Consider the following 26,415-nt stretch of genomic DNA (forward strand, 5'->3'; position numbering starts at 1 on the left):
AGCTAATTGCCGATAACATTAAAATTATCATTACAGATGTCAAACCAAAGTATGACAGTCTGACCTATGAAATGATACCACTTTTAATTTTTTTAAGCAAGTAGTAATTAACAAAATCTGCGAAACATCTACCAATTGACATGCTCACAGTTCTATTATTGGAACTATAATTTTTGAATTTGTTCGAAATCTAGCTCCATAATCGTTTCGCGACCAAACATATCAACTGTCACTTTTACTTTGCCTTTTTCCGTGTCAATTTCTTCAACACGTCCTTGGAAATGAGCAAACGGCCCTTCTAACACTTCCACTGCTTCACCAACCGTTATATCCACTTCTACAACCTTATCAGTCATACCCATTTGTTGTAGTAAACGGTCCGCTTCTTCTGGCAGTAAAGGAGTTGGTTTTGCTCCACCACCAGATGAACCGATAAAGCCCGTAACACCCGGTGTATTTCGAACTACATACCAAGAATCGTCTGTCATAATTAACTCTACTAATACATAACCAGGGAAAACTTTACGCATCATTGTACGTTTTTTCCCATCCTTCATTTCTGTTTCCTCGTGCTCTGGCACAATCACACGGAAGATTTTATCTTGCATTCCCATTGTTTCTACACGTTTCTCTAGGTTTGCTTTTACACGATTTTCATACCCAGAATACGTATGAACAACATACCAATTTTTCTCCATAATTAATAGGACTTCTCGTCCGTCCCTCCCTTACAAATAAAAGTGAAAATGATTTGCGATATGCTCAGCGCATTCTTTACTCTTTTCACAAACATCTCATTTGAAAATCTTATTTTCGCTAATAGTAAGCAAAAGCTTGCGGATATATACCGAAACTAGCATAGTCATCTATCGCTACTATCATACTCTCCTAGTAGCATCCTTATCATAATGAGAATAAATTACTGCTCTTCATTTCACCTAACCAATAATATGGAGCTACGATTGAATGAAGATAAAACAAACGAAAAAACCCGTTATTGCTATGGACGGGCTATTTCAAAAGTATGCTATTTACTAAATTATAAATCTAAGTACCAGCGGAATAATGATGAAATGCCTAAGTCAACTAACACAAAAAATAAAGCCATAATGACTACAGTTGAAATTACAACGACTGTATATTTCGTCAGTTCTTTACTTTTTGGCCAGCTTGTCTTGCGCATTTCCGACATTACATCGCTGAAAAAGCCTTTGATCTTGCCCATTCTAGCTTAACCTCCGAATCAATCATATCTGTCTATTTTCATATCATTTTTATAGCGTTTGTTTATGCACTGTATGTTCATTGCAATGCGAGCAAAATTTCTTTAATTCGAGACGTACAGTAGATCCTTCTTTAGCCGGGAACGTGTAATTTCTCGATCCACATTTCTCGCAAGTCAGCACGACTTTTTTTGCCATTTAATCACCTTTTTCGGCACTATGTCTTTTTAAGACTAACACCGATATTTGTCAATGTCAATAAAGGCCTATAAGGCTAAGACATTTCCTCAAGAACTAAATGTCGCTCTAATTTACGCTTCACTCGCTGCAATGCATTATCAATGGATTTCACATGACGGTTTAATTTTGCAGAAATTTCATGATAAGACTGGCCATCTAGATATAGGGCTAAAACTTGTAACTCTAATTCACTTAAAATCTCACTCATCTTTTCTTCTAAATATCCAAACTCTTCTCTATGAATCATCAATTCTTCTGGATCATCCATAATAGCACCTGTTAGCACATCCATAAGCGTTCGATCTGATTCTTCATCAAATATGGGCTTGTCCAAAGAGATATAGGAATTTAACGGTATATGTTTTTGCCTAGTGGCTGTTTTAATAGCCGTGATAATTTGCCTTGTAATACATAACTCTGCAAAAGCCCTGAAAGATGCAAGTTTATCTCCCTTAAAATCGCGGATTGCCTTATATAAACCGATCATGCCTTCTTGCACAATGTCTTCCTTATCTGCTCCAATCAAAAAATAGGATCTTGCCTTCGCTCTTACTAACAAACGGTATTTCGTAATTAAAAAATCCAACGCATCTGTATTACCTTGATGCACCATTTCAATAAGTTCTTCATCATTGAATCGTTCAAAATCTTGTGTCACTTGTACAATGCTATTTTTAAACATGGTATCACCTCAGTCACAACAGATAATTAGGAACAGTATAACGGAATTGGAAAATATGCGTCAATCAATCTTTCAAGCCACGTCTCCATTTTTCAAAGGCAAGAGCAACATCTGGCTTTAATTCTATACGAGAAGGTGGCTTGCTTTCTTGTTTTCGCTTTACATCATGTGAAATTTTATGTTGGATAATGCTAGTATCAATTTCTAGCTCTCTTGCTGATTTCCTTAGGGCGCCATTACCAAATATAACGCTTTGCTCTGCCATATCAGAGGTTGCTACATGTATTTGTACATTTCTAGCCTTTAATTCATGTGTCATTTTTTCAATACGTTCATCTGCTGTTTCATTTTTCCGAGTATAAATGACCTCTACATCATTTTCTATATAAGATTGCTCCACTCCTGGTACAAGGTGTGCGTCAAAAACAATAATTACGCGCCAACCTATAGCTGCTTTATATTCAGCCATAAGTTCGATTAACCTTCTGCGCGCATCTTCAAAATTTGTGTCACGTAATGGCCGCAGCTCTTTCCAAGATCCAATCATATTATAGCCATCAACAAGCAAAATGTTTTTCATTGTTAGTCATTCGCTTCTTGACGTTTACGATACACTTCGTACATTAAAAGCGCTGCAGCTACTGATGCGTTTAGTGATGTAACATGCCCAACCATTGGTAAGTGATATAAAAAATCGCATTTTTCTTTTAATAAGCGACCCATTCCCTTGCCCTCACTACCAATAATGATAGCTAATGGTAATGTCGCATCCATTTTTCGATAATCGACAGAACCTTTCGCATCTGTACCAGCAATCCATATACCTCGTTCTTTTAACTCATCAATTGTTTGAGCAAGATTGTTCACACGTACAACTGGCACGTGCTCAATAGCTCCTGTAGATGCCTTTGCTACTACAGCTGTTAAACTTACTGATCGACGCTTCGGAATAATAATTCCATGAGCTCCTATAGCATCGGCCGTTCTCATAATAGACCCTAGGTTATGAGGATCCTCTAACTCATCTAAAATTAAAAAAAAGGGATCTTCCTGTTTATTTGCAGCTGCTGTAAATAAGTCCTCAAGTTCAGCATACTGATATGCTGCAACAGAAGCAACAATTCCTTGGTGATTAGCACTCGATAATTGATCGACTTTCTTTTTTGGAACAAACTGAACGATGACACCACGTTCTCGAGCTAAATCTAGCAATTCATTCACACCAGATTTTTTAACACCCTCTGCAATCCATACTTTATTCATATCGCGGCCTGAACGAAGTGCTTCTAACACTGGGTTTTTACCGGCAATAATTTCACCATTTTGTTCTACCATTATTTCGACACTCCCTTTGATTCCTCGATTATTTGAATAGCATATGCAATGATTTCATACACCCGTTCTAGTTCATTTAATAAATATAAACTACCAAGCACCGCCTCAAAGCCTGAGCTATTACGATAGGTTTGGATATCAGTATTCTTTGGTACAGAGCCGGATTTGGCATTGCGTCCACGACGGAACACAGCCAATTCCTCCTCAGTTAAATAATTTTCATCCATCATGCGATGAACGATCATAGATTGTGCTTTTGCTGAAACATAGCGAGTCGCCTCACGATGGAGTGTATTTGGTTTAACACGTCCAGAGCGTAGTAAATGTTCACGGATTTTTTGCTCCAATACAGCATCACCCATATAGGCTAACGCTAGCGCATTTAATTGCTTAACATCTTCATTGCGAAGTTTATCCAACTTAATTACCCTCGTTTCCATCTAGTTCCTTGTCGTGTATCTTCTAAAATGATACCTTGGGCTTGCAAATGGTCACGAATCTCATCAGATCGAGCAAAATCACGATTTTTACGTGCCTCTACGCGTTCTTGTAGCAATGCTTCAATTTCTTCGTCTAATAGTTCTTCTTCTTTTGCAAATTCAATACCTAAGACGTCACCTAATACCTCAAAAGTTTCAATAAATGTTTCTAATACTTTCTTGCAAGTATTAGCTTCATTCAAGTAAATATTAGCAATACGAGCTATCTCAAATAATACAGAAATAGCGTTAGCTGTATTAAAGTCATCATCCATCGCCTCTTCAAAATGCGCTTTTTGTTCAGCAATTTTGCTAAGCCATTCTTCTGAGTTGTCGCCTAGACTCGCCGTAGTAGTAAGGCGATGCTTCACGTTGTTGTAAGCTGTACGAATGCGTTCTAAGCCCGATGCAGCAGCTTCTACTAAATCTTTCGCAAAATTAATTGGATGGCGGTAATGAACAGATAACATAAAGAAACGAAGTACCTGCGGGTCAATTTGTTTACGGATATCATTAACAAGAATGAAATTACCAAGAGATTTGGACATCTTTTCATTATCGATATTAATATAACCGTTATGCATCCAATAACGCGCAAATGTTTTGTCATTATGTGCTTCCGATTGAGCAATTTCATTTTCGTGATGCGGGAAAGTTAAATCCTGCCCACCTGCATGAATATCAATAGTATCTCCTAAATGTTCACGAGCCATTACAGAACATTCAATGTGCCAGCCTGGACGGCCATCTCCCCATGGACTTTTCCAGAAAATTTCACCTGGTTTAACCGCTTTCCACAAGGCAAAATCTAGTGCATCATCTTTTTTCTCTCCTGCTTCAATACGGGCACCAATTTTTAAATCATCCACTGATTGGTGCGATAATTTACCATAGCCATCAAACTTACGAGTACGATAATACACATCGCCAGCAGATTCATATGCGTAGCCTTTTTCAATTAACACTTGAATAAATTGAATGATATCGTCCATATGTTCTGTCACTCGTGGATGAACATCTGCTTTTTTGCACCCTAGTGCTGTTACATCTTCAAAGTATGCAGCAATAAAGCGCTCTGTTAATTCATGTACTTCTTCTCCCAGCTCATTTGCTGCCTTAATAATTTTATCGTCTACATCCGTAAAATTTGATACAAACTTTACATCATAGCCTTTATATTGAAAATAACGACGTACTGTATCGTAAACAATTACAGGACGTGAATTCCCGATATGAATATAGTTATAAACAGTCGGACCGCACACATACATTTTCACTTTACCTTCTTCTAACGGTACGAAGGTTTCCTTTTGTCTTGTTAATGAGTTAAAAATTTGAATACTCATCGTGTTTCTCTCTCCTTTTGTAAGCGTTCGATTTCCTGCTGCAATTTGGCGATCTGCTTCTCGAAACCTTGACAACGTTCTTCTACAGGATCAGGTATATTTTGATGATCTAGCTTTTTCTCTAGACGCACGCCATCCTTAATTACTATTTTACCAGGAATACCGACAACTGTAGCGTTTGGTGGTACTTCTTTTAAAACAACAGAGCCAGCACCAATTTTACTATTTTCGCCAATCGTGATAGAGCCTAAAACTTTAGCTCCTGTTGCAACAAGCACATTGTCTTCTAAAGTAGGGTGTCGCTTCCCTTTTTCTTTTCCTGTACCTCCTAAAGTGACACCCTGATACAAGGTAACATTATCACCAATCTCACAAGTTTCACCAATAACAACACCCATACCATGATCTATAAAAAAGCGTCGGCCAATTTTCGCACCAGGATGAATTTCAATACCAGTAAAGAAACGGCTAATTTGCGAAATGGCACGAGCTATAAAGTAAAAGCGTCTTTTAAAGAACCAATGTGCCACTCGATGTGCCCATGTAGCATGCAGGCCTGAATAGGTTAACACCACTTCAAAAACACTACGTGCTGCTGGATCATTCTCAAAAATCGTAGCCACATCTTCCTTCATTCTTTTAAACACAAAAAACTCCCCCTCTTCATGTTGGTCTAATTTACATCCTTTGAAATCCTACAAAGCAATTGTCATTTTCCTTCAGACTCTCCTGGGTAGATGATTGTGGTAAGGACGCTTCTTTAAGCCTTGCCTAATTGCCGCTCTTGAGATGCTTCACTAAAAATAAAAAGCGCCTCTATCATCCCAAAAAGGAATGACAGAGACGCTAAATTAACGTGGTTCCACTCTGATTGAAGGCAAAAAAGCCTTCCACTTTGGACGTTCTTTAACGGGAACGACTCGATAAAGCCTACTATAGTTCAGCTTTACGCTCAAAGGTGCATTTCAGTTTTGCCTAGACTCAGACCACTTTCAGCCGGTGATGGTCCTCTCTTGAGAGCGTGCGCCACTTACTTCTCCTTATCAACGCTTTTTCAATGTAAATACATTTTACAACGAAAGAATGAATTGTCAATAAATTTCTCTTATTGTGCAAATTTTCCTACGCGGTCAATTGTTTTTTCTTTCCCAATTAAGCAAATTGCATTTGGTAACTCTGGGCCATGTGTTTCACCTGTTGTTACAACGCGGATTGGCATAAATAGATTTTTACCTTTATGACCTGTTGCTTTTTGCACAGCTTTTATAGCAGCTTTTACTGTGTCTGGTGTAAATTCTTCTAACTCCTCGAGCTGTGCTTTAAATGCAGCCATTACTTCAGGAACTTGCTCACCTGCTAAGACCTCTTTTGCTTCTTCATCATATTCAATATGATCGTTAAAGAATAGGCTAGATAGTTCAACAATTTCCGCACCAAAGCTCATTTGATCGTGGTAAAGGGCAATTAAATCTGTCGCCCATGCACGTTGCTCCGCAGTAAGTTCTTCGGGTATTAGGCCAGCTTTTTGCAAATGTGGTAAAGATAAAGCCACAACTTCTTCTAAAGATAGCTTTTTAATATATTGATTATTCATCCATGTTAATTTTTGCTTATCAAACATCGATGGTGATTTAGATAGACGTTTTTCATCAAAGATTTTAATAAATTCTTCTTTGGAGAAAATCTCTTCTTCCCCTTCTGGAGACCAACCAAGTAGTGCAAAGAAATTGAACATCGCTTCAGGAAGATACCCTAAATCTTTGTATTGTGTAACAAATTGAATAATTGATTCATCACGTTTAGATAACTTTTTACGGTTTTCATTAATAATTAATGTCATATGTCCAAAACGAGGATATTTCCAGCCAAATGCATCAAAAATCATCATTTGTTTTGGTGTGTTTGATAAATGCTCTTCACCACGGAAAACGTGAGAAATTTCCATGAAATGATCATCTAAAACAACAGCATAGTTGTAGGTTGGGATACCATTAGCTTTAACAATTACCCAATCACCAATGTCCTTTGATTCAAAAGTAACTTGGCCACGAACTAAATCTTCAAATTCATACGTTACATTTGCCGGTACACGCATACGGATTGTGTATGGCTCACCTGCTGCTTCTTTAGCTGCAACTTCTTCTGCAGATAGGTGACGGCATGTACCATCATAAGTTGGAGCCGCCACACCTCTCGCTTTTTGTTCTTCGCGAGATGCTTCAAGTTTTTCTGACGAACAGAAACATTTGTAAGCTACACCTTGCTCCAATAGCTTTTCAGCGTGCTCTTTATAAATATCAAGACGTTCCATTTGACGATAAGGCGCATAAGGTCCACCAATATCAATGGACTCATCATATTCAATACCTAACCATTTTAGGTTATCTAGCTGAGATGCTTCTCCGCCTTCTACATTACGTTCAATATCCGTATCTTCAATACGTACAATGAATTTACCGTTATGATGTTTTGCATATAAATAATTGAATAATGCTGTACGCGCTCCACCGATATGTAAATAACCTGTTGGAGATGGCGCGTAACGAACGCGAACTTCTTTCGTCATAATTAAAAGCCTCCTAAATTTTCGATCAAAAATTGACTTTGTTCATTTTACCACTCTGTTACTGGAAATAAAAGCGTTGTTAATCGCAGTCACTTCTTTATCAATAGAATTGTTGCCATAGCTGCTATACCTTCTTCACGACCTGTAAAACCTAATCGTTCAGTTGTTGTTGCCTTTACATTGACTTGTGATGGTTCTGCGTGTAACAGTTCTGCGATGCGATTTTGCATCTGTCCAATATATGGGGCCATTTTGGGACGCTGTGCCATGATTGTACAATCAACATTCCCTAGAACATAGCCTTTATCCTCAACCAGTTTCCAAATATACTCTAATAATTTTGCTGAATCTGCATCTTTAAAGGCTGGATCTGTATCAGGAAAATGACGACCGATATCTCCTTCTCCAATTGCCCCTAATGCCGCATCCGTAACTGTGTGTAAAAGCACATCAGCGTCTGAGTGTCCTACTAACCCTTTTTCATGCGGAATAGTAATACCTCCAATAATTAATGGTCGACCTTCTTCAAATGCATGTACGTCAAAACCTTGTCCAATTCGAAACATATGATAGAGAGACTACTTTAACAAAACATGTGGATTTGATCAGTACTTGTTTGCTAAATACGCAGTCTCATTCACCTTCTTTCACTTTTATATTTACTCACTATTATACCCTCACATTTTAACATATTTCCTAGGAAATTGAGCTGATAGCAAATAGTGAGTATTTTGTTGCACAAACACATAAAATCTCATTAGCAACAATCGCCAATGAGATTTTTTAAACTACAAATTATGCTCGCTTGCGTAAAATGGCCTCTCCAAATAGTAAATCTTCTTGTGTCGTCATTTTGACATTTTCGTAGCTACTTTCTACAATGTGCACCGTATGTCCTAAACGTTCGACTAGCATAGCTTCATCTGTACCAAGAAAACCAACTTTCTCAGCAACTTCCTCAGCCTCCACTATTAAATCATATTGAAAGGCTTGTGGCGTTTGAATCATCCATAGGCTGTCACGGTCAACAGTCTCTTCAATGATACCATTACGGACCTTTTTCATCGTATCCTTCGCTCGAACCCCAGCAATAGCTGCACCGTTTTGATGTGCACTTTGTACAAGATTGGCGATAATATCATGCGTAATAAAAGGTCGGGCTGCATCATGGACAAGCACAATATCCACCTGTTGCATCTCTTTCATACAGGAATGAACTGAATGCTGCCGCTCCGCACCACCAGCAGGCAAGCCCTTCACCTTTGTAATCCCAAATTGCTCTAGCAATCCTTGAATATAGACGCGTTCTTCCGGTTTTACAGCCAACCAAATCCCTGTGCAAAAAGGGTCTTGTTGAAACACTTCTAACGTGTGTATCAAAATTGGTTTATCCAAAAGCTCTAAAAATAACTTATTTTGTCCTGCGCCCATGCGTTTTCCGCTTCCCGCTGCAGGTAAAACTACTTCATAATGCATGTTTCCACATCCTAATCGTCCTTCGGCTTCGCAAATATCATACGACCTGCTGATGTTTGCAGCACACTCGTTACTGTAACTGTAATTGCCTGTCCTATATAGTTACGACCACCTTCAACAACAATCATCGTTCCATCATCTAAATAGGCAACTCCTTGATTATGCTCTTTACCATCCTTTATAACCACAACCTGCATATCTTCTCCTGGGATTACCACAGGCTTCACCGCATTCGCTAAATCATTAATATTTAATACCTTCACATGGTGTAGCTCACAGACCTTATTAAGGTTAAAATCATTCGTGACAATTTGCGTGTCGTTACCCATTTTCTTTGCAAGTCGTACGAGCTTTAAATCTACTTCTTGTACATCCTCAAAATCCTCGTCCGTTATCTCAACTTTTGTCTTACGCTCATCTTGGAGTTTTCTTAAAATATCTAAACCACGACGACCTCTTGTGCGTTTTAACGTATCAGAAGAATCCGCAATATGCTGAAGCTCCGTGAGGACAAATTGGGGTACAACTAGGATACCTTCTATGAAGCCTGTTTCTGAAATATCCGCAATACGACCATCAATAATAACGCTCGTATCTAGCAGCTTATAGCTCCCTCGTACTTCTGGGATCTCAGCACCTTCAGTAGCTTTTTTCTTTGTATTATTACTCCGTAAGGTAAAAAGCTGTATTAATTCATCTCTTTTTCTAAAACCAAGACGAAAGCCTAAATACCCTAATACAAATGACAGGATAATAGGGAGTACCTCTGTAATAACAGGGATTTGCACACTATCGATAGCAAAGCCTAAAAAATAAGCGACTATAAGGCCAATTATTAAACCAAGCGTACCAAATAATAAATCTCCGACAGGGACCTTAAACAGGACCTCTTCCATCCAGCTAATGAGCTTCACAAAATAATCGGAAAATGCAAACGAAAGGGTAAAAAGTAAAAGTGCGCCTAATGCTACCGATACGTAAGGATTATCTAGCCAAGGATTAGATGATAGATGAAGCAATTCGTATAATGGCGGTAAGAAAACAAGGCCTAATGCTCCTCCAATCAGTAAAAACGCAATTTGAACAAATTTTTTCACAAGCTGTCACCTCCTATTGTTAGTTAAGATTATACATAGTTTACAGTAGAAAATCTTTCATCAGGTCATCAAATATCATTATTTTTAATGTTCCTGAACTTAGATAAATTATTTACATAAAATTCTTCAAACATCCATTTTAGTTTGTTTTATATTATTTCTTCATAACTCTTTTCTTACTATAAACAAGGACGTTTATCCCCTTACTTGAGTTTCCGAATTCATCGTCAAAAATGAAGGAAAAAATGCATGTCAGAATAATATCCAACATGCACATTTTTTACAACTCTCTGAAGCAGGCATTAAGCGCATCTTTTATCGTTTCTACACCGACAATTTCAATTCCCTGTGGAAAATCCCAACCACCAATATTAGATGCGGGAATAAAGGCTCTTTTAAAACCTAGCTTCGCTGCCTCAATAACACGTTGTTCTATACGGGATACACGACGCACCTCACCTGTTAGCCCTACTTCACCAATAAAACAGTCCGTTGCTCGTACTGCTTGATCCTTAAAACTAGAGACAATGCTAGTTAAAACAGCTAAATCAATAGCTGGCTCATCCAGTTTGACGCCACCAGCAACTTTAATATATGCGTCCTGGGCTTGTAGCATGAGACCCATCCGCTTTTCTAGTACCGCCATTAGTAGTTGCACGCGGTTTTGGTCAACACCAGTAGCCATACGTTTAGGATAGTTAAAGCTTGTAGGTGTAACTAAAGACTGAATCTCAACAAGAATTGGCCTTGTCCCCTCCATCGATGCAACGATAGTTGAGCCCGCAGCTCCTTGTGAGCGCTCCTGCAAAAATAGCTCAGAAGGATTTAAAACTTCCTTTAAACCTCCTTGAAGCATCTCAAATATCGCAATTTCATTTGTGGAGCCGAAGCGGTTTTTTTGGCTTCGTAGAATACGATGGTTATGATGTCTTTCCCCTTCAAAATACAATACGGTATCCACCATATGCTCTAAAATACGAGGCCCGGCAATTTGTCCTTCTTTTGTTACATGTCCAACTAAGAAAATTGCAATACCCTTTGTCTTAGCAATTCTCATAAGCTCTGCTGTACATTCACGGACCTGTGAGACACTTCCTGGGGCACTCGTTACCTCTGGATGGAAGACCGTTTGAATCGAGTCGACAATGACAAATTTCGGCTGTACTTCATCAATTGTTTGGTTTAAAAATTCAAGGTTCGTTTCGGAATAGATGTAAAGCTCCTGGGAAACAACCCCCAAACGCTCTGCGCGTAACTTCGTTTGACGAATGGATTCCTCACCCGAAATATAAAGTACACGATGCCCCTTATTCGAAAGTAAAGCCGAAACTTGTAATAATAAAGTAGATTTCCCTATCCCAGGATCACCACCTATTAACACTAGAGAGCCCGGTACGATGCCACCACCTAGAACGCGGTTCAATTCGCCCATTTCCGTCGCAACACGGGATTCTTCAGTTGCTTCAACCTGTATAATCGGAAGGGCTTTCTGGGTTACTGTAGCAGAATGTTGAAATGCGCCACGTGATCCTTTTGCTACGACTTCTACTTCTTCCACCATTTTATTCCATTCTCCACATCCTGGACATCTACCCATCCATTTAGCAGATTCATAGCCACAGCCCGAGCATACGAATTTCGTTTTTTTCTTCGCCAAATTCTTTTCACCTCGAATATTTGTTCTTATCATCAATTGTACAGAAAAAAAGACAGCTTGGCACCTAAAGCCTCGCTGTCTTTACATGAAATTATTTAGAGATAGAAACTCCCTCTTTTTTCTTCACAACAAATTCATCATTTACATAATCAATGACTACTTGATTACCCTTTTCTACGTTACCTTTAAGCAATTCTTCGGATAATCGATCCTCTACTTGTTTTTGTAATGCACGGCGTAGTGGACGCGCACCGTATTGAGGGTCATAGCCTTCCTCTGCAATTTTCTCAAGGGCTGCATCTGTTAGCTCTAACGAAATATCTTGCTCTTTTAAGCGTTTCGTTAATGCATTGCCCATCATTGCAATGATCTCTTTTAAATGCTCTTTTTCTAATGAGTGGAAGACAATCATTTCATCGATACGGTTTAAGAACTCTGGGCGGAATGCTTTTTTCAATTCTTCTAGCATTGTACCCTTCATGTCTTTATGTTTAGATGCCGCACCGCCTACATTGAAACCAAGGCTCTTTTGATATTTTAAAGCATCAGCACCAACGTTAGATGTCATAATAACCACTGTATTGCGGAAGTCTACAACACGCCCCTTAGAGTCTGTTAAACGACCATCTTCAAGAACTTGCAGAAGAATATTGAACACATCAGGGTGTGCTTTTTCAATTTCATCTAATAATACTACTGAATAAGGTTTACGACGAACTTTTTCAGTCAGTTGACCACCATCATCGAAGCCTACATAGCCTGGAGGTGAACCTACTAGGCGTGAAGTCGAATGTTTCTCCATGTATTCAGACATATCGACACGTATCATAGCATCTTCATCACCAAACATTACTTCAGCAAGCGCTCTTGCAAGCTCTGTTTTACCAACACCTGTAGGTCCTAAGAAGATAAATGAACCAATTGGTCGTTTTGGATCTTTTAAGCCTGCTCTTGCACGGCGGATTGCACGGGAAATGGCCTCTACCGCTTCTCCTTGCCCAACAACACGTTTGTGTAATTCCTCTTCGAGTTGTAACAACTTAGATGATTCTTCGGAAGCAATTTTAGCTACCGGGATTCCTGTCCACATCGATACTACTGCTGCAACATCATCCACAGTCACTTTTGATTCGGCTTTGCCTTGCTCTTCTTTCCAATTTTTCCGAGTAGCTTCAATTTCATCTTTCAGCTTTTGCTCTGTGTCTCTTAGAGATGCTGCCTTTTCAAACTCTTGGCCCGATACGGCTGCATTTTTTTCCGAGCGAACATTTTCAAGCTTATCTTCAAGTGCCTTTAGGTTTGGTGGCACTGCAAATGAACGTAAGCGTACTTTAGAACCAGCCTCATCAATTAAGTCAATCGCTTTATCTGGCAAGAAGCGGTCAGAAATATATCTGTCACTCATTTTTGCAGCTGCTTCGATTGCTTCATCTGTTATTTTTACGCGGTGATGTGCTTCATAACGATCACGTAAACCTTGAATAATTTGAATCGCTTCTTCTACTGTTGGTTCATCCACTTGAATTGGTTGGAAACGACGCTCTAATGCTGCATCCTTTTCAATATATTTACGGTATTCATCAAGCGTAGTTGCCCCAATACATTGAAGCTCGCCTCGTGCTAAAGATGGTTTTAAAATATTGGATGCATCAATCGCACCTTCTGCACCACCAGCACCGATTAATGTATGCAATTCATCGATAAATAAAATAATATTACCAGCTTGGCGAATTTCATCCATTACCTTTTTCAAACGGTCCTCAAATTCACCACGATATTTTGTACCAGCAACGACAGTTCCCATATCGAGCGTCATCACTCGCTTGTCACGAAGGATTTCAGGCACTTCGTTATTTATAATTTGCTGTGCTAGCCCCTCCGCAATAGCTGTTTTACCAACACCAGGCTCACCAATCAATACAGGGTTATTTTTAGTACGACGTGATAAAACCTCGATGACACGTGTAATTTCCTTACTTCGACCAATAACAGGGTCTAATGTACCTTCACGTGCAATTTGTGTTAAATCACGTGCTAGGCTATCTAATGTTGGAGTATTGGCAGCTTGTGCTGCTTGTTGTCCAGATTGTGCATTATCGTTATTACCTAGTAGCAATAGTACTTGTTGACGTGCTTTATTTAAACCGACACCGGCGTTATTTAGGACACGAGCTGCCACCCCTTCTCCTTCACGAATAAGGGCTAGTAGCAAATGCTCTGTGCCGATATATGAGTGACCTAATTTACGTGATTCGTCAACTGATAGTTCAATTACTTTCTTAGCTCTTGGCGTATAATGAACAATTGGGCCAACGTCTTCTTTACCCTTACCAACTAACTCTTCAATACCAGCTTCAATTCTTTGAGGACTAATATCAATAGCTTCTAACGCTTTTGCAGCAATACCGCCGCCTTCACGTATAAGCCCTAATAGAATATGCTCTGTGCCAATAGATTCGTGCTTCCAACGAATAGCCTCTTCTTGAGCAAGCTGTAATACTTTTTGCGCGCGTTGTGTAAAACGATTAAACATCATATAAATCCTCTCCTTTTTCCCCATTTATAGGCTTATTCGTATATTCTCGAGATAACGCCTCACGAAGCATTTCTGCTCGTACACGATCTCGTTCAGCAGGGGGCAGTGCCTCGCCTGCATAGTGCTGTAAAAAACCTGGTTGCATACTGACAACACACTCATTTAACGTTGTTGCATGAATACCTGCAATCAACTCTAAATCCACACCTAGACGAACATTAGATAGACAGGTAGCTGCTTCCTCACTTGTTAAAATTCTCGCATGAGTTAGAGTACCTAAAGCTCGATATACTCTATCTTCTAGAGCAAGCTCCGCTTTTTCCATCAATTTACTTCTTGCATGTCGTTCTTTCTGAATAATCTTTTCAGCGACACTTTGGATATCTGCTAAAATGTCCTCTTCTGTCTTACCAAGAGTAATTTGGTTAGACACTTGATAAACATTGCCTAAATTTTCGCTGCCTTCTCCGTATATACCTCTTACAGTCATGCCTAAGCGTGTCATAGCATTAATAATTTGATTCATTTGTCCCGTTAAGGTTAGGGCAGGTAAATGCATCATGACGGATGCTCGGAGACCCGTACCAATATTCGTCGGACAACTTGTTAAATAGCCAAATGTATCTCGGAAGGCGTAAGGTAATACCTTCTCTAGAATACGATCAATTTTATTTGCTTGTTCATAAGCACTTTGAAGTTGAAAACTTGCTGTCATACATTGAATGCGCAAATGATCTTCTTCATTCACCATAATGCTAACGGATTCATCTTCAGAAAGTAGGATAGAGCCCACTTGTTCTTTTTTAGCTAATTGCGGACTAATTAAGTGCTTTTCGACAAGAATTTGACGCTGCAAAGGTGTTAAATCCTTTATAGCAAAATAAGCATAATCATTTTGAAGCGTTGGGCTATCACTTACTGCATGTGTAACTGCCTGCTCCACTTGCAATGCTTCATTCTCTGAGAATGCCAGCGGAAAACGATAACCATCTAAATTTCGAGCAAGGCGAATACGTGTACTAATGACAATATCTGAATAATCATCCTCGATATGCATCCAAGATGGCGTCGCACGCTCTAAAAATGATTCAATCATCATGTCACATCACCACCTTCAAATTGCAGCTGCTTCTCTAACTCTTTGACTTCATCTCGAAGCTTAGCCGCCTCTTCAAATTGTTCTTCATCAACAGCCGATTTCATTCGCTTACGAATATCCTCAATTTGCTTTTTAATTACATACACATTACTGCGAGCGCCAGGCATTTTTCCGATGTGTTGGGGTCCTGCCTGGATGCGATTAAAGAGCTTTGGTAAATGCTCACTAAATGTGTCATAACAGCTTGGGCATCCAAATTTCCCTTCTTTTAAAAATTGTTTATACGAAAATCCACATTGTGGGCATGTTTGCTGTTGTGGTTGTACTTGTTGTTTTTCTCCAACCTTTTGCCACGTTGGTGAGCCAAACCAGTTTGATAATAACTGTTGTATAGAAACTGGCTCTTGTTTAAATTCTGCATGAAATGGATGGAACTGTGAGGCGCAGACGTCACAATAATGGTGCTCCACCTTTTGCCCATTTTGAACTTGTGTTACTGTAACTGTTGCATTACGTTGTTTACAATGTTCGCATATCATTCCCATCACCTCACTATTTTTGCTGTTCATATTTGATTGTTGTCAGCATCGCTCGCAATATTTTTGATCGAATGGTATCTCTTAGAGGGAGATGTAAATCGATCGTTGAGCGATCAATTGCTGCTAACATTAATTTCGCTTCTCGTTTTGAAATTACCTGCTCATCGATAAGCCGATATATTAAATCCTCTGCCATCGTTTGTGAGGCTCCACCTTCAATTTGCCTGAGAACATCATCGATTAAATCAATCTGTGAATTCGCGCGGACACGTAAAATTCGAATGTATCCACCACCACCACGTTTGCTCTCAACAAGGTAACCTCGCTCGGCAGTAAATCTTGTATTAATGACATAATTTATTTGTGATGGGACACATTGAAATTTATCAGCAATCTCACTACGTTTAATTTCAATATGCCCTTCTCCACCTAATTCAAGTACTTGCTTTAAGTAACCTTCTATGATGTCTGATATATTACGCATTTTAGGAATACACCTCGCTTGCTTCACTGACTTTGACTATCTTTGACTTTCTTTGAGTATATTATACAAAACGCTTGAAAATAATTGCAATGATTTCGCCCATAGAAAATGAAAAGTACTGAAATTGGCTATTTTATGCTCTTGAAACTAGCTCTTTTTTTATCATATCTGTTCGGTTCTCTATTTCCTCATACACTTAATGTACCCTTATTAGCCATAGAAAAAACGCAAGCATATGCAACTAGCATATACTTGCGTTTATAAAAATTTATACCCAACGTCCAACTATTGGATAACGCCAAGGTTCATCAGACAGTGCTTTAACGATACCGATAATCGGTACAACAAATAGCATAATGCCGAAAATAAGTAAAAACGGTAATCCAATAAGGACAAAGCTTAAAACAACAGAAATAGCAATTAAAACTCCCATAACGATTTGGAATAGCAATGCTTGAATGGAAATTGCTTTCACTTCCTCATCAGAACTAATTAAGAAGAAAATAATGGGTACTAACCATGGCGCAAAAAATGCACTAGCGTGTATGATTACTTTAGACCATTTACTCTCCATATATATCAACCCTTTCTTATCCTTTGTTTATGTTTTATGTACTTCTATTTACGGAACTATACCCGTAATAGTTTCACATTGAATTGGATTTTTAAAAATTTTTTTGGAAGGCAGTGATGCATGATGGAATTTAACAATACTTTAGCAAATGAATATGAAAAAGGTATTCGTCGTACTTTACCAAGCTATGATGCAATGCTTCGTTTAATACAAACCTTTTATCATTCTACATTGCCTGAAAAGGCTGAGATTTTAATCGTAGGTTCAGGAAGCGGCAACGAGATTTTACAACTTGCAGAAGGCAGACCCTTTTGGTCATTTACTGGCATTGATCCCTCAGAATCCATGCTCAAAATAGCTAAAGAACGTTTAAAATCACTAACCAATAGGATGTCATACCATCAAGGAACAATACTAGATACTCAGTTATCTACTGAAAATTATGATGCAGCCAGCCTAGTACTCGTCCTTCATTTTATTCAGGATTATGAGGATAAGCTATCGACATTGAAAGAAATAGCAAAACATTTAAAACCCGGTTCCCCCTTTGTCCTTGTCTCAAAATATGGTGAACCTGGTTCGATCGAAACAGAGCTTCAATTTGATTTATGGCGTTCCTATTGGTTACAACATACAAAGCTTTCGGTATCCGATGTAGCAGAAATGGAAAAATCCATTCGCTCCCTTTCCTTTATGCGAGAAGAAGATATTGTGACATTGTTACAGAAAGCGGGTTTTATAAAACCTAGTAGATTTTTTGCCACTACTTTGTTTGGTGGATGGGTATGCTTTAAAGAGGAGCATTAAATAAATATTTTGTAGTAATAACTTTGAGGTGAAAGCTGTGATAAGCACCATTGGCATTACAAAAAAACAACAACTACTAAAAGATTTCCCTTTGGAAACTATACATCAGCAAGAGTTTGAATGGTATTGGGTTGATTTTAACTGTCCTACTGCAGAGGAGGAATCCTTGCTGGATTCATTTTTTCATTTCCACCCGCTAGCTATTGAAGATTGCTTAATGCGCTTACAGCGTCCAAAGCTCGATTTTTACGATGATTTTCATTTTTTTGTTATTCATCGATTAAACGAAGAGACATTAGGAGCGGAAGAGGTAAATATCTTTGCCTCTAATAAATATATTGTGACATTCCATAAGAACCCTGTACCCGAAATAGAGAGGGTTCAAAAACTTTTGGAAAACCAGCCAAAGAATTGGGAACGTGGCACTGTTTACCTAACTTATCAAACTATAGATAAAATCGTTGATAGTTATTTCCCTCTTGTTTATAAAATTGAGGATCATTTAAATGCACTAGAAGGCGAGCTTACATACCAAAGCAATGTAAATGCTATGAAGATTGTCTTCGAATTTCGAAGCGATTTGCTTGACTTAAGACGTACCATTTTACCAATGCGTGACCTTTTATATCGGGTGCTTAATTCTTATCGATTTTCATTAAATAAATCAGAACGAGCTTATTTTGGAGATATCTACGACCATTTACTTAAATTAACAGAAATGGTTGAATCCAATCGAGAACTTACAGCAGATATGCGCGATAGTTATATGGCCATGAGTTCAAGTCGTATGAATGGTATTATGATGACTTTAACGATTGTGTCGACCATCTTTATACCGCTAACTTTTATTGCTGGCGTCTATGGGATGAATTTCGATAATATGCCTGAACTTCACGGTCAATATAGCTATTTTATTGTACTTGGCATCATGATTATTATCGTTATCTTTATGCTTGCTATCTTTAAACATAAAGGCTGGTTTAAACTTTTTAAACCATAAGGACAAAAAACTGCTCGTTTTTTTTGGAAAAAACGAGCAGTGCTATTTATCTATTGTTAATACGGCCCACGATCATCAATTTTATTTTCCCCTTGTTGCGGGAATAAGAAGTATGCTAATACCCCAGACCCTAAAGTTGCACATACAGCAATTAATAATTGCTCAACATCTGGTACCTCAGCATAATAGTTTCGTAACATGTAAATGGAACCAATTGCGACAATAACCATGACTGGAATAACAAATTTAAAACGTTTTTTCTCCATGCAATACCTCCTCTATTTCTTTTTTACGAACAATTAGTAGCTGTTTAAACAGTTCGTATTTTACAGGTTTCCTCATTTAAATTCAAATGTACTTTGCCACAAAACGGTCTGATAATAAAGTAAAAAATAAAGAAATATCCAAAATTTTATCCAAATATTCAGCAATTAATAGTAAAATAGATTTAGTACCAATTATTTATCAAATTTACAAAACAAACATTTCAAAAGTACTTTTTACTTTCAATTTATTATGGATATTAAGAATGGAGCAAACAATAATGAGTTGGTTTTCAAAAAAAAGCAGTTCTAGCTACTCAATTTCATTAACACCAGAAATTTTTAAGAGCGATGTAAAACTAGATGTATTGAATCATCCAAATCTCCAAAAACAGTTACAACTTTTAAACTTAACGATTGAGGATTTAGCGATTATTAAGCAACTACAACCTTTAGCAAAGGACTTAATCCCTGCAATGGTGGAGCAATTTTATGCAGCCATTAGTTTGAGCCAAGATTTACTTGATATTATTAATAGAACTTCGCATATTGATCGTTTAAAAATTACATTACATAAACATTTAAGTGATATTTTTGAAAGTCATATTGATGATGCCTATATTGCCGAAAGAAAAGCAATTGCTGAGGCTCATGTGCGTATTGGGTTACAATCAAAATGGTATATTGCATCATTCCAATCACTCACTTCTACCTTCACAAATTTTGTGAATGAAGTAGATCTTTCAAAAAAGGATGCTATTCGTGCCATAAACGCTTTTTGTAAAATCATTAATTTTGAGCAACAACTTGTAATTGAGGCCTATGAAAAAGAAGAAGAACGTATTCGTACAGCTGCCGATGCAACAAAAAATGCACTTGTTACGACCATTCAAAGTACTGCAGAGGAGCTTAATGCGATTAGTGAAGAAACAGCCGCTTCACTACTAGTAATTTCCTCACAAACTGATGATATTGCTGTCGCGACCAAACAAGGGTTGAGCTTCGTTGCAGATACTCAAGAAAAATCAAGACGTGGTCAACAGCAGCTTAAAGAACAAAATGATTTAATCCAAGTTATATTGCAAAGTGTTAACAGTCTTGAGGTAACGATGAATCAGCTACGTACCTCTTCTCAAAAAATATCTGAGATTGTTGGACTTGTTACAGGCATTGCTGATCAAACAAATTTATTAGCGTTAAATGCATCGATAGAGGCTGCTCGGGCTGGAGAACACGGTAAAGGATTCGCAGTAGTAGCCGAGGAAGTACGTAAGCTTGCTGAGGAAACAAAAAATGCCGTGCAGAATGTTTCTCACCTCATTAAAGAAACAGAAAGTAATATTACAACCATGGCTAGTTCTGTTATCAACGTTGATCAAAAAATTCAGCATAGTGTCAATACACAAGAGAATTTATCCAAGTCATTTAATGATATTGCAGATGCTGTTGCAGGGATTCAACAGCAATATGTCAATACATCTAGAGATATTTCAGCCATCTCTAATTTAATTACTGAATTATCACAAGGTGCTACCCTTGTTTCTTCATCTTCTGACTCGCTCATTAATGTCGTCAACGAACTAAATATGTAAAATAACAAAGGGAGCCTCACTATTTTAATAGTGGAGCTCCCCTTGTACTTAGTGTGGCAATGCACGTTTTTGTTTACGGTGCTCTCGTCTTGCTGGCCCTGTTTCAAATAAACGCTTTTCCTCATCTGTTTCAGGGTAAATCGCAGGAACCGGTACTGGTTTCCCTTTCTCATCTACCGCAACCATCGTAACAAATGATTCTGTCGTTAATTTTTCCTCACCAGTCTCAATATTGCGAGAAACAACGCGAACATAAACCTCCATTGAAGAACGTCCTGTAGACGAAACAATACTCTCGATTTCAAGAATATCTCCTACATGTGCGGCTGATAAAAAATCAACCGAATCGATAGAAGCCGTAACTACAAGTCCCTTAGCATGTTTCATTGCTGTAATAGCAGCGATTTCATCAATATAAGCTAACACTCTTCCGCCAAATATAGAATTGTGATTATTAGTGTCTGGGGGTAATACGAGACGCGATTGAACCGTACGTGATTGGCTCATAGGTACAGCGTTGTTTGGCATAATTCATGCAACTTCCCTTCATGTATGTTCTGTCGTCATCGTATCGCAGAAAAAGAGCTGATGCAAATCTAGAATGACTTTTTCATCGAAATAAATTTCATATCTGTCATTTCTTCAATTGCCCACTTAATTCCTTCACGTCCATAACCACTCATTTTCACTCCACCATAAGGCATGTTATCTATCCTGAATGTCGGAATATCATTAATAATGACAGCACCAGCTTGCAATTCGTCTGCTGCATAAAGGGCGTCGGATAATATATTCGTGTAAATACCTGCATTTAAACCAAGGTCCGACTCGTTCACAAGTCGAATCGCGTCGTCTAATGTTTCATATGAAACAATTGAGACGATTGGTGCGAATGTTTCCTGACAAACAATTTTCATATCAGCAGTGACATTCGTCATAACAGTCGGTGTTAAAGAACGTTCTGTAAACACACCACCAGTTGCAATCACTGCACCTTGTTCCTGAGCTTCCTTAATCCAATCCCTAATTCTTACAACTTCATTCGGATTAATCATCGCACTAACATCGGTATTTTTATCTAATGGATCTCCTACTATAAGTTTTTCAGTTTCTGCAACAAATGCTTTAGTAAACTCATCAACTATAGAAGAATGGACATAAATACGTTGTAATGAAATACATACTTGTCCCGCAAAATTAAAGGCCCCGCTCACACAGCGACTAATAATTTTATCGATTGGCGTCGATGGTTCGACAATTACCGCTGCATTAGAACCTAGCTCTAATGTTATTTTACGCAGGCCTATTTTTTCCTTAATTTTCAAACCTACTTTACCACTACCTGTAAATGTTACCTTTTTGACATAAGGATGTGTAACAAGTGTATCACTAAGCTCACCACCACTTCCTGTCACAATCTGTAGCGCTCCGTCCGGTAATCCTGCTTCACGAAAAATATCAGCCATGACAATAGCACTTAATGGTGTTTGCGTTGCTGGCTTTAACACTACCGTATTACCCACTGCGAAAGCCGGGCCTAATTTATGTGCTACTAAATTGAATGGAAAATTAAACGGTGTAATGGCAGAAATAACGCCCAACGGTTCGCGCTTTGTCCATCCTATACGATCCCTTGCTCCAGGTGCTGCATCCATCGGCACAGTTTCACCCTTTGCCTGTTTTGCGCCCTCTGCTGCAAATTGATAAGTTGCAATTGTGCGGTCGATTTCTGCTATTCCAGCTGTTATCGGTTTTCCTGCCTCTAATGCTAAAATCTCGGCCAATTCATCTTTACGTTGTCGCATTATATCAACGACTTTATATAATATTTCGGCACGCTCGTAGGCTGTTGTTTTTTTAAACAATTGGAATGCCTGCTGTGCGCCTTCGATCGCTCTTTCTACATCTTGAATCGATGCTTTTGCTATATGAGCAATAACCTCACCACTATATGGAGATGTTAGCTCATAGCTTTTCTCTGTATCTTGCCACTGACCATTAATCCACAGTTTTGTTTCCTTCATCCTTGAATGCACCTCCAAATAATATGTTCCTTCTTATTCTATCACGAAGAACTTGAACTAGAAGCAATGGCGGCTGCACTAACCGCTGCCATCATCGCAGCTTGCTGTGCTTGAATTAATAATTCAATGGAAGACATAATGGTCATGGATAGAGATTTTTGCACCTTCGCCATGTCGTAAATGGCAATTTGTACAGCCATAAACAGGACAAATTCGCGGTGCCATTTTAATAATTTCAAATCCTTTAATTCATGATGAAGATCAATGATATCTTGTAGTTGTGTTTTATTAAGATTTAGTATGGCCAAAAAACCAAGTAAAGGATAGTGCATAGCCCTGACCTTAATATTTTGCTTTTTGAGCGTATCTCTTAGCATCACAACATTTGGTACTAGTTGACCATCAAATTGAGGTGATAAAAAAGTTAATACTTGCGATAGCCATTGAAGCTCATTACCAGCGTTAAAATTATAGGTTCGTAATTCTTTATAGTAGCGATTCATTGTTTCTGCACGTAACTCACCATCATCATTGGAGCTACTTAGCAATACTGCATAAGGAATATCTTCATAAGATGTTAAAAATGGATGGTGTTTACGGATTGCATCGAACAAAGATCTAGCTGCCTGTGCATGTGCTTTTTTATCCTTTTCATCCTCTGTCAAAAATTGTGCTCCGATATAGCTAAAATTGCCGCTTCTAAATTTCGCGTCCCTTAAGATACTCACATTTGTTAATAAATCCTTTACGGCCTTTTCAACATTTTCTTGTTCCATTAAATTAGCAGCAATGCTGTATCCAACTGTTGATCGTAAAGGAGACATCCACGACGACTGCTTCTTCATCTCTTGCAATACACTTTTATACTTCGCTGTATCAAACGTTTTCCCTGACGCAACAAATGTACTAGCAATAGCTAATATAATTTTACGGTCCACTGTCCAGCCCGCAGCTTTGGATACTTCCTCTACTGTATTGGTAAATGTATTTTCAATCATCACGTAATCCATATTTAGCACACTCCTTTACTCATTTTACGTTACATATTGTGAGAAAGATTCACACGCTTTGTAACAATTAACATAAAAAGTAAACTTAATTTAATGTATGTTACTTAATTTATTTGTTTTAATAGGAAATATTAGTAACTATAAAAAGGGGGATTGACGATGATAGGAAAAACCACCAGGAAACTATTATTTACTATGACCTTAAAGGATCGATTAAAACTATTTTTATTATTAAGAAATTCATCACATAATATTGATTTACATACTCTTTTCCATAAAAATTAAACAATTTAGCCTCGTTAATCTTTGAATCAAGATAAAAAACAGCGGCAGAATTCTTTGCCGCTGTAACATATTTGTTAAATTAACCCTAGCTCCTGTAACTCTTCTGGTGTGAAGGCTCTTGACCTTGTTAGAAAACGTTTTCCTTCTACGCCCTCAAGCGAGAACATACCACCTCTTCCATCCACCACATCCAGTATGATTTGTGTATGCTTCCAGTAATCATACTGATTTTTGTGCATGTAGAAAGGAGAACCACCAATTTCTCCAAGACAAACATCCTGATCACCTAAAAGTAAATCACCCTCTGGATAGCACATAGGTGAGGAGCCATCACAGCATCCCCCTGATTGATGAAACATAACAGGTCCATGTTTCTCTTTTAAAAGTTCGATTAGTGCCAGCGCTTCTGTCGTAGCTAATACACGTTCAACCACGCTCATGCACCTCCCTACAAATTAGAAGAAACCAAGTTTATCTTCGCTGTAGCTAACTAATAAGTTTTTCGTTTGTTGGTAATGAGCAAGCATCATTTTATGGTTTTCACGACCAACACCTGACATTTTGTAGCCACCGAATGCAGCATGTGCAGGATAAGCATGGTAACAGTTTGTCCAAACACGGCCTGCCTGAATTTCACGACCAAAACGGTAAGCTGTATTAATATCTCTTGTCCAAACACCTGAACCTAAGCCATATAATGTATCATTCGCAATTTCGAGTGCTTCCTCTTTCGTCTTAAACGTAGTTACTGCAACAACTGGGCCAAAAATTTCCTCTTGGAAAATACGCATTTTATTATGTCCTTTGAAGACAGTTGGTTTGATGTAGTAGCCGTTTTCGAAGCCTTCACCTACATTATTTTTCTCTCCACCAATTAAACATTCTGCTCCTTCTTGCTTACCAATATCTAAATAAGAAAGGATTTTTTCCATTTGCTCGCTTGAAGCCTGAGCACCCATCATCGTATTTGGATCAAGTGGATTGCCAACTTTAATGGCTTCAACTCGCTGTATTACACGTTCCATAAATTTATCGTAAATAGACTCCTGAATTAATGCTCGAGAAGGACATGTACATACTTCCCCTTGGTTTAGTGCAAATAATACGAAGCCTTCAACTGCTTTATCTAAAAAGGCATCATCTTTATCCATAATATCTTCAAAGAAGATATTTGGTGATTTACCACCCAACTCTAATGTAACTGGGATAAGGTTTTGAGAAGCATATTGCATAATTAGACGGCCAGTTGTCGTCTCCCCCGTAAAGGCAATCTTCCCTATACGTGGATTAGATGCAAGCGGTTTCCCTGCTTCTAAGCCAAATCCATTCACAATATTAATAACACCTGGCGGTAATAAATCTTCTATTAATTCTACAAGTACCATAATAGATGCCGGTGTTTGTTCTGCAGGTTTTAATACAACACAGTTACCAGCTGCAAGTGCCGGCGCAAGCTTCCATACTGCCATTAATAGCGGGAAGTTCCAAGGAATGATTTGACCAACTACCCCTATTGGCTCATGGAAGTGATAAGCAACTGTATCGTTATCAATTTGGCTCACTGAGCCTTCTTGAGCACGTAAAGCTCCAGCAAAATAACGGAAATGATCAATTGCAAGAGGGATATCTGCATTTAATGTTTCACGTACCGCTTTCCCGTTATCCCATGTTTCGGCAACGGCTAGTTTTTCTAAATTTTGTTCGATGCGGTCCGCGATTTTAAGTAAAATGTTTGCGCGTTCTGTCGGTGATGTTTTGCCCCATGCATCTTTAGCAGCATGTGCTGCATCTAGAGCAAGTTCAATATCCTCAGCTGTGGAACGTGCTACTTGTGTAAAAACTTGTCCAGTAACAGGAGTAACGTTATCAAAGTACTGACCCTTCGTTGGAGGTGTCCATTCGCCACCAATATAATTATCATATTTCTCTTTGAATTGAACTACCGATCCTTCAGTGTTTGGAAATGCATAAACCATTTTACTTCTCCCCTTTACACAAATTAATGAGAACTATCTACAAAAATCGTTATTTTATGTCGGAATAACAATATTTTTATAGAAACCCTCTCACCTAATATATTGTCAGAAACATAAAATAATTT

General features: G+C 38.3%; 28 protein-coding genes, 1 pseudogene and 1 other annotated feature. Of the genes and pseudogenes, 4 read left to right on the forward strand and 25 right to left on the reverse strand.

The genetic code is table 11. The features are described 5' to 3' along the window. Positions 1–164: 164 nt before the first annotated feature. The 19 genes from nusG to OU989_RS21800 form a co-directional block, all read right to left on the reverse strand. Positions 165–698 carry a transcription termination/antitermination protein NusG gene (gene nusG / locus OU989_RS21710; RefSeq protein ID WP_274794964.1) on the reverse strand — a complete coding sequence of 178 codons (534 nt, stop codon included), beginning with the start codon at positions 696–698 and terminating at the stop codon, positions 165–167. 341 nt (positions 699–1,039) lie between these two features. Further along, positions 1,040–1,225 (reverse strand): preprotein translocase subunit SecE, encoded by a 186-nt coding sequence (gene secE / locus OU989_RS21715; RefSeq protein WP_205446172.1) that lies wholly within the window; start codon positions 1,223–1,225, stop codon positions 1,040–1,042. A gap of 49 nt (positions 1,226–1,274) precedes the next feature. Then, positions 1,275–1,421, reverse strand: coding sequence for a 50S ribosomal protein L33 (rpmG, locus tag OU989_RS21720; RefSeq protein WP_274794965.1), 147 nt, complete (start codon positions 1,419–1,421; stop codon positions 1,275–1,277). 76 nt (positions 1,422–1,497) lie between these two features. Continuing rightward, on the reverse strand, positions 1,498–2,145 hold the full coding sequence (gene sigH, locus OU989_RS21725) for an RNA polymerase sporulation sigma factor SigH (RefSeq protein ID WP_274794966.1): 648 nt from the start codon (positions 2,143–2,145) through the stop codon (positions 1,498–1,500). A gap of 64 nt (positions 2,146–2,209) precedes the next feature. Continuing rightward, positions 2,210–2,725 (reverse strand): NYN domain-containing protein, encoded by a 516-nt coding sequence (locus OU989_RS21730; RefSeq protein WP_274794967.1) that lies wholly within the window; start codon positions 2,723–2,725, stop codon positions 2,210–2,212. Between the two features lie 2 nt (positions 2,726–2,727). Next, entirely contained in the window at positions 2,728–3,480 is a 753-nt protein-coding gene (gene rlmB, locus OU989_RS21735) for a 23S rRNA (guanosine(2251)-2'-O)-methyltransferase RlmB (RefSeq protein WP_274794968.1), read from the reverse strand. Next, positions 3,480–3,920, reverse strand: coding sequence for a Mini-ribonuclease 3 (locus tag OU989_RS21740; RefSeq protein WP_396631745.1), 441 nt, complete (start codon positions 3,918–3,920; stop codon positions 3,480–3,482). The genes rlmB and OU989_RS21740 overlap by 1 nt, the downstream gene beginning before the upstream one ends. After that, complete coding sequence (gene cysS, locus OU989_RS21745; RefSeq protein ID WP_274794970.1) at positions 3,905–5,305, reverse strand: cysteine--tRNA ligase; 1,401 nt, start codon at positions 5,303–5,305, stop codon at positions 3,905–3,907. The genes OU989_RS21740 and cysS overlap by 16 nt, the downstream gene beginning before the upstream one ends. After that, positions 5,302–5,952 (reverse strand): serine O-acetyltransferase EpsC, encoded by a 651-nt coding sequence (epsC, locus tag OU989_RS21750; RefSeq protein ID WP_274794971.1) that lies wholly within the window; start codon positions 5,950–5,952, stop codon positions 5,302–5,304. The genes cysS and epsC overlap by 4 nt, the downstream gene beginning before the upstream one ends. 189 nt (positions 5,953–6,141) lie before the next feature. After that, positions 6,142–6,361: a binding site (T-box leader), on the reverse strand. A gap of 49 nt (positions 6,362–6,410) precedes the next feature. Further along, entirely contained in the window at positions 6,411–7,871 is a 1,461-nt protein-coding gene (gltX, locus tag OU989_RS21755; protein WP_274794972.1) for a glutamate--tRNA ligase, read from the reverse strand. Between the two features lie 89 nt (positions 7,872–7,960). Continuing rightward, the gene (gene ispF, locus OU989_RS21760) at positions 7,961–8,437 is read right to left on the reverse strand and encodes a 2-C-methyl-D-erythritol 2,4-cyclodiphosphate synthase (protein ID WP_274794973.1); all 477 of its coding nucleotides are present in this window, start codon (positions 8,435–8,437) and stop codon (positions 7,961–7,963) included. Between the two features lie 229 nt (positions 8,438–8,666). Next, entirely contained in the window at positions 8,667–9,347 is a 681-nt protein-coding gene (gene ispD / locus OU989_RS21765; protein ID WP_274794974.1) for a 2-C-methyl-D-erythritol 4-phosphate cytidylyltransferase, read from the reverse strand. 11 nt (positions 9,348–9,358) lie between these two features. Beyond that, the gene (locus OU989_RS21770) at positions 9,359–10,444 is read right to left on the reverse strand and encodes a PIN/TRAM domain-containing protein (protein ID WP_274794975.1); all 1,086 of its coding nucleotides are present in this window, start codon (positions 10,442–10,444) and stop codon (positions 9,359–9,361) included. Positions 10,445–10,724: 280 nt separating this feature from the next. Next, a complete protein-coding gene (radA, locus tag OU989_RS21775; RefSeq protein WP_274794976.1) occupies positions 10,725–12,101 on the reverse strand; it encodes a DNA repair protein RadA in 1,377 nt (458 codons plus the stop codon). 91 nt (positions 12,102–12,192) lie between these two features. Next, entirely contained in the window at positions 12,193–14,637 is a 2,445-nt protein-coding gene (locus tag OU989_RS21780; RefSeq protein ID WP_274794977.1) for an ATP-dependent Clp protease ATP-binding subunit, read from the reverse strand. Next, positions 14,627–15,736 (reverse strand): protein-arginine kinase McsB, encoded by a 1,110-nt coding sequence (locus tag OU989_RS21785; RefSeq protein ID WP_274794978.1) that lies wholly within the window; start codon positions 15,734–15,736, stop codon positions 14,627–14,629. Before OU989_RS21785 ends, OU989_RS21780 begins: the two co-directional genes overlap by 11 nt. After that, entirely contained in the window at positions 15,733–16,275 is a 543-nt protein-coding gene (locus OU989_RS21790; RefSeq protein ID WP_274794979.1) for a UvrB/UvrC motif-containing protein, read from the reverse strand. Before OU989_RS21790 ends, OU989_RS21785 begins: the two co-directional genes overlap by 4 nt. Positions 16,276–16,288: 13 nt before the next feature. Further along, positions 16,289–16,759: a CtsR family transcriptional regulator gene (locus OU989_RS21795; RefSeq protein WP_274794980.1), complete on the reverse strand. Its 471-nt coding sequence runs from the start codon at positions 16,757–16,759 to the stop codon at positions 16,289–16,291. Between the two features lie 268 nt (positions 16,760–17,027). Beyond that, positions 17,028–17,333: a DUF4870 domain-containing protein gene (locus OU989_RS21800; protein WP_274794981.1), complete on the reverse strand. Its 306-nt coding sequence runs from the start codon at positions 17,331–17,333 to the stop codon at positions 17,028–17,030. A gap of 120 nt (positions 17,334–17,453) precedes the next feature. Here OU989_RS21800 and OU989_RS21805 point away from each other — a divergent pair, with 120 nt between their 5' ends. Further along, positions 17,454–18,140 carry a class I SAM-dependent methyltransferase gene (locus tag OU989_RS21805; RefSeq protein ID WP_274794982.1) on the forward strand — a complete coding sequence of 229 codons (687 nt, stop codon included), beginning with the start codon at positions 17,454–17,456 and terminating at the stop codon, positions 18,138–18,140. A gap of 37 nt (positions 18,141–18,177) precedes the next feature. Beyond that, positions 18,178–19,140, forward strand: coding sequence for a magnesium/cobalt transporter CorA (gene corA / locus OU989_RS21810; RefSeq protein WP_274794983.1), 963 nt, complete (start codon positions 18,178–18,180; stop codon positions 19,138–19,140). A gap of 56 nt (positions 19,141–19,196) precedes the next feature. On the opposite strand, the gene OU989_RS21815 is transcribed toward corA, so the two are convergent. Next, positions 19,197–19,406 carry a hypothetical protein gene (locus OU989_RS21815; protein WP_274794984.1) on the reverse strand — a complete coding sequence of 70 codons (210 nt, stop codon included), beginning with the start codon at positions 19,404–19,406 and terminating at the stop codon, positions 19,197–19,199. Positions 19,407–19,684: 278 nt separating this feature from the next. Between OU989_RS21815 and OU989_RS23760 the strand changes: the two are divergent. Both OU989_RS23760 and OU989_RS23765 read left to right on the forward strand, forming a co-directional pair. Next, positions 19,685–20,230 (forward strand): annotated as a pseudogene (locus OU989_RS23760) (protoglobin domain-containing protein); the annotation flags it as partial. A gap of 252 nt (positions 20,231–20,482) precedes the next feature. After that, complete coding sequence (locus tag OU989_RS23765; protein WP_404809743.1) at positions 20,483–20,995, forward strand: methyl-accepting chemotaxis protein; 513 nt, start codon at positions 20,483–20,485, stop codon at positions 20,993–20,995. A gap of 48 nt (positions 20,996–21,043) precedes the next feature. On the opposite strand, the gene OU989_RS21825 is transcribed toward OU989_RS23765, so the two are convergent. The 5 genes from OU989_RS21825 to adh all read right to left on the reverse strand — a co-directional run bounded on the left by OU989_RS21825 (position 21,044) and on the right by adh (position 26,290). After that, positions 21,044–21,523, reverse strand: coding sequence for an acyl-CoA thioesterase (locus tag OU989_RS21825; protein WP_274794986.1), 480 nt, complete (start codon positions 21,521–21,523; stop codon positions 21,044–21,046). Between the two features lie 68 nt (positions 21,524–21,591). Next, positions 21,592–23,019, reverse strand: coding sequence for an aldehyde dehydrogenase family protein (locus OU989_RS21830; protein ID WP_274794987.1), 1,428 nt, complete (start codon positions 23,017–23,019; stop codon positions 21,592–21,594). 41 nt (positions 23,020–23,060) lie between these two features. Next, positions 23,061–24,029: a DUF4003 family protein gene (locus OU989_RS21835; RefSeq protein ID WP_274794988.1), complete on the reverse strand. Its 969-nt coding sequence runs from the start codon at positions 24,027–24,029 to the stop codon at positions 23,061–23,063. Between the two features lie 359 nt (positions 24,030–24,388). Next, positions 24,389–24,748, reverse strand: a complete 360-nt coding sequence (locus OU989_RS21840; RefSeq protein WP_274794989.1) for a DUF779 domain-containing protein — start codon at positions 24,746–24,748, stop codon at positions 24,389–24,391. A gap of 21 nt (positions 24,749–24,769) precedes the next feature. After that, positions 24,770–26,290, reverse strand: coding sequence for an aldehyde dehydrogenase (adh, locus tag OU989_RS21845; RefSeq protein ID WP_274794990.1), 1,521 nt, complete (start codon positions 26,288–26,290; stop codon positions 24,770–24,772). Positions 26,291–26,415: the final 125 nt, after the last annotated feature.

The organism is Lysinibacillus irui, assembly GCF_028877475.1.
Lineage (GTDB): Bacteria > Bacillota > Bacilli > Bacillales_A > Planococcaceae > Lysinibacillus > Lysinibacillus irui.

Coding starts and splice junctions, on each gene's coding strand:
- nusG (WP_274794964.1), bottom strand. CDS start 698: ATGGAGAAAAATTGGTATGTTGTTCATACGTATTCTGGGTATGAAAAT.
- secE (WP_205446172.1), bottom strand. CDS start 1,225: ATGGGCAAGATCAAAGGCTTTTTCAGCGATGTAATGTCGGAAATGCGC.
- rpmG (WP_274794965.1), bottom strand. CDS start 1,421: ATGGCAAAAAAAGTCGTGCTGACTTGCGAGAAATGTGGATCGAGAAAT.
- sigH (WP_274794966.1), bottom strand. CDS start 2,145: ATGTTTAAAAATAGCATTGTACAAGTGACACAAGATTTTGAACGATTC.
- OU989_RS21730 (WP_274794967.1), bottom strand. CDS start 2,725: ATGAAAAACATTTTGCTTGTTGATGGCTATAATATGATTGGATCTTGG.
- rlmB (WP_274794968.1), bottom strand. CDS start 3,480: ATGGTAGAACAAAATGGTGAAATTATTGCCGGTAAAAACCCAGTGTTA.
- OU989_RS21740 (WP_396631745.1), bottom strand. CDS start 3,920: ATGGAAACGAGGGTAATTAAGTTGGATAAACTTCGCAATGAAGATGTT.
- cysS (WP_274794970.1), bottom strand. CDS start 5,305: ATGAGTATTCAAATTTTTAACTCATTAACAAGACAAAAGGAAACCTTC.
- gltX (WP_274794972.1), bottom strand. CDS start 7,871: ATGACGAAAGAAGTTCGCGTTCGTTACGCGCCATCTCCAACAGGTTAT.
- ispF (WP_274794973.1), bottom strand. CDS start 8,437: ATGTTTCGAATTGGACAAGGTTTTGACGTACATGCATTTGAAGAAGGT.
- ispD (WP_274794974.1), bottom strand. CDS start 9,347: ATGCATTATGAAGTAGTTTTACCTGCAGCGGGAAGCGGAAAACGCATG.
- OU989_RS21780 (WP_274794977.1), bottom strand. CDS start 14,637: ATGATGTTTAATCGTTTTACACAACGCGCGCAAAAAGTATTACAGCTT.
- OU989_RS21785 (WP_274794978.1), bottom strand. CDS start 15,736: ATGATGATTGAATCATTTTTAGAGCGTGCGACGCCATCTTGGATGCAT.
- OU989_RS21790 (WP_274794979.1), bottom strand. CDS start 16,275: ATGATATGCGAACATTGTAAACAACGTAATGCAACAGTTACAGTAACA.
- OU989_RS21795 (WP_274794980.1), bottom strand. CDS start 16,759: ATGCGTAATATATCAGACATCATAGAAGGTTACTTAAAGCAAGTACTT.
- OU989_RS21800 (WP_274794981.1), bottom strand. CDS start 17,333: ATGGAGAGTAAATGGTCTAAAGTAATCATACACGCTAGTGCATTTTTT.
- OU989_RS21805 (WP_274794982.1), top strand. CDS start 17,454: ATGATGGAATTTAACAATACTTTAGCAAATGAATATGAAAAAGGTATT.
- OU989_RS21815 (WP_274794984.1), bottom strand. CDS start 19,406: ATGGAGAAAAAACGTTTTAAATTTGTTATTCCAGTCATGGTTATTGTC.
- OU989_RS21825 (WP_274794986.1), bottom strand. CDS start 21,523: ATGCCAAACAACGCTGTACCTATGAGCCAATCACGTACGGTTCAATCG.
- OU989_RS21830 (WP_274794987.1), bottom strand. CDS start 23,019: ATGAAGGAAACAAAACTGTGGATTAATGGTCAGTGGCAAGATACAGAG.
- OU989_RS21835 (WP_274794988.1), bottom strand. CDS start 24,029: ATGGATTACGTGATGATTGAAAATACATTTACCAATACAGTAGAGGAA.
- adh (WP_274794990.1), bottom strand. CDS start 26,290: ATGGTTTATGCATTTCCAAACACTGAAGGATCGGTAGTTCAATTCAAA.